Origin of the sequence: Actinomycetospora sp. (genome assembly GCF_036497585.1) — a bacterium.
In the GTDB taxonomy this organism is placed as follows: Bacteria; Actinomycetota; Actinomycetes; order Mycobacteriales; family Pseudonocardiaceae; genus Actinomycetospora.
The window spans coordinates 24,104-32,050 of sequence record NZ_DASXJD010000208.1 but is presented as its reverse complement, the minus strand read 5'-3'; the positions used below and the strand labels follow the sequence as shown (position 1 = coordinate 32,050).

The 7,947-nt window shown below is 72.7% G+C and carries 8 protein-coding genes; 3 read left to right on the top strand and 5 right to left on the bottom strand.

Translation table 11 applies throughout. The annotated features are described in order from the left end of the window. Positions 1-135: 135 nt before the first annotated feature. Entirely contained in the window at positions 136-1,611 is a 1,476-nt protein-coding gene (locus tag VGH76_RS20705) for a DUF1800 domain-containing protein (protein WP_331558611.1), read from the bottom strand. Positions 1,612-1,971: 360 nt separating this feature from the next. On the opposite strand from VGH76_RS20705, the gene VGH76_RS20700 reads away from it, so the two are divergent. Beyond that, complete coding sequence (locus VGH76_RS20700; protein ID WP_331558610.1) at positions 1,972-2,694, top strand: hypothetical protein; 723 nt, start codon at positions 1,972-1,974, stop codon at positions 2,692-2,694. On the opposite strand, the gene VGH76_RS20695 is transcribed toward VGH76_RS20700, so the two are convergent. From VGH76_RS20695 to VGH76_RS20680, 4 genes are all read right to left on the bottom strand, one after another. Next, a complete protein-coding gene (locus tag VGH76_RS20695) occupies positions 2,633-3,034 on the bottom strand; it encodes a type II toxin-antitoxin system VapC family toxin (RefSeq protein ID WP_331558609.1) in 402 nt (133 codons plus the stop codon). The two genes, VGH76_RS20700 and VGH76_RS20695, sit on opposite strands and share 62 nt — an antisense overlap. Beyond that, positions 3,031-3,303: a type II toxin-antitoxin system prevent-host-death family antitoxin gene (locus VGH76_RS20690; RefSeq protein ID WP_331558608.1), complete on the bottom strand. Its 273-nt coding sequence runs from the start codon at positions 3,301-3,303 to the stop codon at positions 3,031-3,033. The genes VGH76_RS20695 and VGH76_RS20690 overlap by 4 nt, the downstream gene beginning before the upstream one ends. 263 nt (positions 3,304-3,566) lie before the next feature. Further along, a complete protein-coding gene (locus VGH76_RS20685; RefSeq protein WP_331558607.1) occupies positions 3,567-3,866 on the bottom strand; it encodes a hypothetical protein in 300 nt (99 codons plus the stop codon). A gap of 139 nt (positions 3,867-4,005) precedes the next feature. Next, positions 4,006-4,815: a ParA family protein gene (locus VGH76_RS20680; RefSeq protein ID WP_331558606.1), complete on the bottom strand. Its 810-nt coding sequence runs from the start codon at positions 4,813-4,815 to the stop codon at positions 4,006-4,008. 369 nt (positions 4,816-5,184) lie between these two features. On the opposite strand from VGH76_RS20680, the gene VGH76_RS20675 reads away from it, so the two are divergent. Both VGH76_RS20675 and VGH76_RS20670 read left to right on the top strand, forming a co-directional pair. Beyond that, entirely contained in the window at positions 5,185-5,580 is a 396-nt protein-coding gene (locus VGH76_RS20675) for an STAS domain-containing protein (protein WP_331558605.1), read from the top strand. A 336-nt stretch (positions 5,581-5,916) separates the two neighbouring features. Next, entirely contained in the window at positions 5,917-7,773 is a 1,857-nt protein-coding gene (locus tag VGH76_RS20670; protein WP_331558604.1) for a hypothetical protein, read from the top strand. Positions 7,774-7,947: the final 174 nt, after the last annotated feature.

Genomic DNA, 7,947 nt, shown 5'->3' with positions numbered 1-7,947 from the left:
GCCACCAGGGTGGCCGGCCGTGCCACTCAAAGTGGCTGGTCAGACCCATGTCTGCAGTAGCTGGAGCGGGCAGCGACAACCGTAGACCTGTGCCGAACTCTGCCCAACTGCCAAAGTCCTAGCGACCAAGGATCGCTAGGTACCGAGAGGTGCGCCGATGAGGGTGTCGAGCCGGCCGGGGTGACTCGACACGACGCGCTCGCCGTCGACGTCGAGCACGCGTTCTGCGAGGGATGCGTAGATGTCGCGGAAGTCGACGGAGGCGCGCAGGTCGCCCCGGACTCGGCGGCCGAACTCGGAGTAGAGCTGTTCCGACAGCTCGACACCGTCGCCGCGCTGGGCCTGCGTCGCGCCGGCGAGGAGCGCGGCCGCGCCAGTGGCGGCGGTGTTCCTGGTCGGCGACCCGCGCCGTCCCAGCGTCGCCCGGGCCCACTCCAGCCGGGCGTTGCCGCCGCGCGGAACGTCGGTCGGTGGTGACTGTCGGAGCAGCCGGCGGGCGACGTCCACGCGGTGCACGGTCGCGGTCGGGGTCAACCACGCCGTCCCGGCGGGCCATCCCCCGACGTTGGGGGGCCGGAACGGCGCCTGGCCCAACGCCTGCAGCCCGCTGATCAGGCTCTTGCGGTTCGCGTCGTCCAGCGCGGCGGGCCGGGCCCCGATGGCTCGCGCCAGGCCTGTCGCCCACTCCACGGGGGACTTGACCAGCGACGACGCCGGGTCGTGGAACGCCGTGGAGGTGGCCAGCGCTCGCAGCAGCGCGGTGAGGTCGGTGCGGGAGCCGTACGCCACGGTCAGCCGGTCGAGCTCGGCAGGGTCCGGTGGCGTCGGCGACACGAGCCGGGTCCAGAGTCGCGTCGCGACGAAGCGGGCCGACTCGGGCGTCGCGACCACGGCGTCGACCAACCCGGTGCCGTCGTACGGCGCCGCCCGCCCCAGCACCGTCTTGACCGTCGCGTCGTGCTTGGCCGGCCGCAGCGTCGCGGTGCCCTTGTCGACGTCGACGGTCCACCCGGTCAGGGCCCGTGCCGACTCCCGGACGTCGGTCTCGCTGTAGTGGCCCACCCCGAGGGTGAACAGCTCCAGCAGTTCGCGGCCCAGGTTCTCGTTGGGCTCCTGCAGCCGGTTGGTCTGGCCGTCCAACCAGATGATCATCGCGGGATCGGCGATCATCGCCCGGGTCAGGCTCCGGAAGTCACCGAGCGCCAGCCGACGCAGGGTCTGGTTCTGGGCCAGCATGAGGTGCGGGCGGTTGACCTTGTCCTCGCTGGTCGCGAAGTGGCCATGCCAGAACCAGGTCGACCGCTCCGGGGCCGGCGCGCTCACCGCCGCCATCCGGTCCAACCACCAGATCTTCATGGTGCGCTGCTGATCGGCGCGCTGCGCGTCGACGTCCTTTCGACGAGGGTCGTTCAGCCCGACGGGGTCGAGTGGTCCGAGCTCGGGAGCGGGCGTGGCGGCGGCACCCGGGTCGGCCGGGTCCGGGGACAGCAACTGCTGCAGGGAGGCGTCGAAGCCCCGTTCGACTCCGTCGTCGACGTCCGCGTGGCGGGCTCCCAGCCCGAACCGGTCGAACAGGCGCCGGATCGCGGCCCGCTCCTCGAGCGGTTTCACGCGCTGAGTCTGGGGAGTCCCGGGGCGCGCGGACAACGTCCTGCCGTGTCCGGACGATCGTGATCACCCGGTTGGCCGCGCGGGTGCGGGCCGAGCTCGGCGGCGGCTGAGGGGCGACGCGGACGGGCGTGGCTAGGGGGCATCCGCCCGGAGCGCCCGCCGCCACTGATCGGCCATCTCCGGTGCGAGCACCGCAGGATCGAGGGTGTCACCGGCCAGGAGCAGCTGCAGGCCGACGCCCCGCAGCTGTCCGACGATCGCGACCGCGGTCGACTCGGGGTCGACATCAGCGCGGATGGCTGGAGGCCGAGCTGGAGCGCATCGGCGAGCCGGTCGACGTCGTCGGGCACAACTGGGGAGGTGCGCACGTCGGTCGTCATGGTCGCGATGCACCGCCCCGACCTGCTGCGCAGCAGGGTCAGCGACACCGTCGGGGTCTTCCACCCGGACTACGTCTGGCACGAGCTCGCCCGGACCTGGCAGACGCCGGGTGCCGGGGAGCAGCAGCTCACGGCGTTCCTCGACGGCGGCCGCGCGGACCGGGCTCGTCGCCTCTGCGACCGGGGGATGCCGATGCCGGTGGCCGAGCGCGTCGCCGCGCGCTTCGACCCCTCCCTGGCCCACGCCGTCCTCGCGCTCTACCGGGCCGCGGCGCAACCCCTGATGGCCCGCCTCGGCGAGCACCTCGAGCACGCGGCGCAGCGTCCCGGGCTCGCGGTCCTCGCGACGAAGGACCACGTCGTCGGGACCGAGACCCAGCGCCGCGAGGCGGCCGAGCGGGCCGGGGCGCGGGTCGCCGTTCTCGACGGCCTCGGTCACCAGTGGCTCTCGAGGGCGCCGCTCCGGGCGGCGCGCGGACGTCGGGGCGGTTCTGGGACTCGCTCTGACGCCCGACGCGGCATCGCTGCAGCGGCGGACATCGCGGCGGGCTGGTACTTCGCCGACTACGGGGTCTCCACCGCGCACACGGGGGAAATCCACCCTGCGAAGAGACGGGGTCGTCGACCTCGCGGGAAGGAGATCAGGCAGCCACCACGTCGAGGAGTTCCTCGAGACCGAGGAAGTCTCGGGGATTGCGCGTGATGAGCGGGATGGAATGCGCACCCGCCGTGGCGGCGATCTGGAGATCCATCCGTCGTGGGCGCGGGTTGCGACCGGACCGGCGCACCGTGGCCGCCAGCGTGCCGTAGAGGCGAGCCGCAGCCAGGTCGAAGGGCAGGACCGGCACGTCGCGCAGGACGGCGTAGAACCTGTCCGTCCGGGCCTGGCGTTCGAGGAGGTCGTCGACGTCGAGCCCGAACGCCAGCTCGGCGACGGTGACAGCGCTGACCGCCGGTCCTGCGTCGGCGGCGGTGTCCAGGTCCAGGTTCTCGAGGTCGATGATCACGGACGTGTCCAGGAGGACCCGGTCGGCGGTCGTCATCCGCTCACCGGGTCGTCGTCGCCGAAGACCTCGTCGGCGCGCTCGCGATCGGCCCGCCATCTTGCAGCGTCGACACCCGGGAGATCGCGGAACCGGCGCTGCAGCTCACCGAGGGTGCGGGCCTGATCATCGTCGGGGCGGGCGTGCGGAACGAGGTTGGCAACCGGACGGCCGTTGCGCGTCACGACGAAGCTCTCCCCCCGCTCCACTCGGCGCATGATCGCTCCGCTCTCGTTGCGTAGCTCTCGTTGGCCGATCGTGTCACCCACGGCAACAAGGTAGCACTTGGTATCTCTGGTGCTACATCTGTGTGCTTGCTGCGCTCGTCGGCCGCGCTCGCGGAGAAATGCTGCAGGCGCTGTGCGCCGTACGAGTGAATTTTTGCGCCGCTCGGTCGTGAGGCGCGCGGACCATCCAGGCGCACGTGTGTGCGCGTGCACAGGGTTGCCCACACCATGTGCACGCGAGCACGTGTGCTATCAGGCCGCGCGGTCCGTCGCCTTCCGATCGCTGGGCGTTGCTGGGTGGCGGGTCAGCGGTGGCGCTCGTCGAGGTAGCCACGGATGGCTTCGCGGAGCAGCTCGACCACGGGTCGCCCGTCGTGGATGGCCCGGATATGTAGCTCGTCGCGCAATGCGCGGGGCACCCGCCCGGACAGGTAGACGAGCTCCTCGGGGGCCGGGTCGGTGTCGGGGCCGGCGTCAGGGGCGTCGCCGTGGGCTCGCCGGTGGAACTGTCGCCGTCCCGCCCGGTCGTTGAAGCTCTGCTCCTCGCGGGGGCCCTCGCCGCTCGCGGGCCCATCGGGCCGGTCGTCGTGATCGGGGACGGGCATCAGTGGGGCGGGGGAGGGGGTCAGCGCCGAACTCGGTCCCGGTCGCTGACGGCCGGCAGGGACCGGGCGACGGGGGCTTGCCGTGCCGGGTGGGCGGCCGAGATCGCGCTCGTGGGGGGCGCGACGCGGAGGTTGGGGTTCAGGCGGCGGCATGGGCCTGGGCCTCCAGGTGGTCGGCCAGGGCGGCGAAGACGGTGATCAGCGGGCGAGTGGCGGCGCCGCGCCCGTGCAGCGGGGCGGCGGCGTCGATGGCTTCGGCCAGCGCCGCTCGGGAGGGCACCGGCGGGGACCACAGCAGGGTTCCGAAGGTGTCGGTGACCGAGTCGGTGTGCCAGTGGTGCAGGCCGCGGCGGCGGTCGTGCTCGTTGATGATGACCCCGGCGACGTGCAGGTGGGGGCGCCCGAGGTGGCGCCGGTAGGTCTGGATGAAGTCTCGGACCCGGATCGCACCTTGGAGGTGGTCGTACTCCGGGCGCAGCACCAACAGAACGCTCTCGGCGGCGGCGAGCCCGAGCTGGGTCAGATGCCCCAGCGCGGGCGGGCAGTCGATCAGGACGATGTCGTAGTCCTCGTCGACCCCGTTCAGGGCGCGTTCGAGGCGTTCGTGCGCGCCGAGCGTGCCGGCCTCGGAGACCCGGGCCTCGAGGTCGTAGCGTGCGGGCAGGAGGTCGATGCGCTCGACCAGCTCCGCATTCCCCGGTAGTGACCAGCGGCAGCCCACGATGCCCTGCGCGGCGCAGCCCGGGGTGTTGGCGGCCACCACCTCGGCGGTGGTGACCATGTCCACGAGCTCGGCCTCGCCGTAACCGAACCGGCGGGAGAGGTTGGCTTGTGGGTCCATGTCGATCGCCAGCACTCGGCGGCCGCGGGCGGCCAGGGCCTCGGCGAGGTAGGCGATGACGGTGGTTTTGCCGGCCCCGCCCTTGTTGTTGGCCACCGCGACCCGCATCGATCCCACCCCCCCTGCGCGAGGCCGTCGATGTCTCGCGGCCCGGCGGCGCGCCTGCTTGCCTCGCGGCGCCTCCTGTGCACGCTCGCACCACCGCGCATGCGCTCACAAGCACTGCGGCACGTGTGCACACGTGCACCGCCGGGCGGTACGCCCACGCGGGTGAATCGCACGTGAGCAGCCGGGCGAATTACTGATGGCGTCCAGACGGCCACAGGGTTGCGGCGCCCTCGCGAGTCCGGCGCCACCGCCTTACGCTCCCCCCTCCACGTGACCGTCTCCCGGCCCGCGGGTCCCGCGCCCCTTTAGGGGAGCTGGCTCGCTCGCGGTCGTCGACGGCACGCAAGCGGGGAAGGGGCCGTACCGTCGATGACCAACAGAGGTGACTCCCGCTCGCGACCCGCATACCGACCCGGGGCGTCGGCCGACGAGTTGCGTGCCTCGGTCGACACTGACGGGGCCACGATCGTGATCCGCCTGGCGGGCAGCCTGCGGTGTGCCACCGCGCCCGCGCTGCGCGAAGCGGTCGACGCCGCCCTCGACGAGCTACCCGTGACCGTCCTGCTCGACCTCGCCGGCCTCCGGGCCGACGACGAGCTCGGGCTCTGGGTGCTGCCCGCGATGGCCGGCGACGCCGCACGCCGAGGAATCGACCTGGTCGTCGCCGCCCCCGACCGCGCTCTGCGCGGGCGACTACGTCGTCTCGGCGGACACCAACTGGAGATCACCGAGACCGTCCCCGCGACCCACGGCTCCTCGGGATGACTGTGTTGGTCTGACCGTCCGAGGGTTTGAGGGCCGGTGACGCGGGGGGCTCGTCGGAAGAGCGGATCGCGGGTTTCGTGGCCGAGCTCGTTCTCCTGCCGGGCAACCGCAGGAAGACCAAGCGGCACGCCGGCCTCCATGACCCGCCGCAGCGGCCACGTCAGTCAGCGAGTCGAGGCGGGTGCGGTCGGCCTCGCCGCCGAACCCGAGCACCGGGCCCAGGGGCAGAGTCCGATGTGGACGAACGGAGCCCAGACGCTCGGTTCGTCGTGGTGGAGGAACCGCTGACGGTGGGACCGGCTACCGGGTCGGGGGCGGGTTTGCGACACTCGCCGCGTGGCAGGACGGTTCCAGATCGACGTCGAGAGCGGCGACGACGAGCGATTCGTGGCAGCGCGGGACGAGCTCGTCGACGGGTTCGCTGCCTGGGCGCCGTCGTCGTTGCCCGGCTCGCCCGAGGACGCTGGGGTGGCGCTGGACTGGAAGGCGCACTACGCGGACGGGGATCTGGTCACGTGGTCGATCGCGGACCTCGGCGAGTTCGCCCTGGACTGGTGCCCCCGCAAGCTGTCCCTGCCATCACGTGACTGCCCGGCGTTCCTCGCGACCCTCGGTCAGTTCTTCGTCTACCTCGCCTCCCGCGGGCTGCTCGGCGCGGGCGGGGCCGGCCCGGAACAGTTGAGCAGCTGGTGCGCACGCCACGTGAACCGGTTCGTGGCCGAGATGTGCGACCCGGCGAACTTCGGCATGGCCAAGGGCCTCTTCGCCGGGGTCGGCGGGCTCGAGAACCCGCCCGAGAGCCCCGACGAGATCGAAGCCATGATCCAGCGGGCCCGAGGCCTCGAGCCGGAGGCCTTCGACGACATCGTCCGCGGGAGCCTCGCTCCCGGGCCGCTCGACCTGCCGCCGGTCGCCCGGCCCGAGCCCGAGGACATCGAGGCCGCGGCCGCCGAGGCCCCGATCCTGGCTCAGATGGCGACGTGGCACGCGTCCTGCGCCGACCCCGGCCTCGCGCTGACACAGAAGGGCAACCTTCGCCTGGCCGACGCCCGGGTCCTCGTCCGTGAGCTCGGGACCGGCGAGGAGTACGCGACCGAGATCCGCTCGGCCCAGGAGCTCCCGGAGCTGGACTGGCAGATGCGGGTCGCGCTGAGGTCACGGGTCGTGCGGCGCCGCAAGGGTCGGCTGCTCGCGGTCGCAACGTGGACGAAGACCGGCGTTCGGGAGGCTTTCGACCGGGTGGCCGACGCGGCCGCCGTCGAGGGCCTTCTCCACCCGGCCTCGGAGCCGGAGTCGGGGGAAGTCGCCCACAACCTCGAGGGGGAGACCGTCGAGCTGCTGCTGGTGGTGGCTTCCGGGGGCGGGCGCGAGATCGACATCGAGGAGGTGGCGGCGGCGGTCGTCGAGGAGTCGTACGAGCCGGGCTCGTGGGTGTACGACCACCACCTCGAGCTGGTCCGGGAGTGCCTGGACCGGTTCGAACGGCTGGGGTTGATCCAGCAGGACGGCGTGTCCACCGAGCGCAACCGGCTGGGTGGCACGCGGCATGTCGCAGGGCGGCTGCGGCCCACGGCAGCCGGCGTCGCCACCGCGCTGCGTTGGCTCGACGCCGTCGGGCTGCGGTTCCCCGAGCTGCCCGATCCCGCGTCGGCGACGGCGGGGGAACTGGTCGACCTCGTCGGGTCGGTCGGGCCGGAGACCTGGCAGGAGATGCTCGCCGTGTGGTTCTCCGGGCACGACGACGCGGTCGGCGCCCTGACCGGAGCGCTGCGGGACGAGAGCCGGGCCCCGGTCGACGTCCTGTCCGTGCTCTCGGTCCTGGAGACGGCGGCGGGAGCTGCGGCGCCCGACATCGTTCGGGGGCTTCTCGGCGGCCGGTGGGACGGGGTCGCGGCGACCTGGCTGGCTGACCGGGGCGACACCGGGCCGCTCGAGGAGAAACCGGCTCGGGCCCTCGTCGCGACCGTGGAGCTGCTCGCCGTGGAGCTCGACGGCGACGGCGCGGAGGCGATGGTGGCCGCGCTACCTTCCGACTCGGTCGGATCGGCGCTGGACGAGATGTGGCGAGCCGAGCACCCCCGGGTCGGGGAGGTGCTCGAGGTGGCGGGACGCCACCACCCGGACAAGACGATCGCCAAGTCGGCCCGCCGCTCGCTGGTGAAGTGGCGCAGCCGGTCAGGCGGCGTCCGGTGAGTTCCGGACCCACTCCGACGCCGTCGTGGTCGGAGCCGGAGGCGCTCGTCCCGCCGTGACCGCCGTGCCCGCCGGAGATGGTGCCGCCGGCGTCCTGTTCGGTCGCGGATGTGACGAGGAGCAACCTTCACCCGCCTTTCACCACATCTCACGGCGAGCAATCAGTAGTAGGGC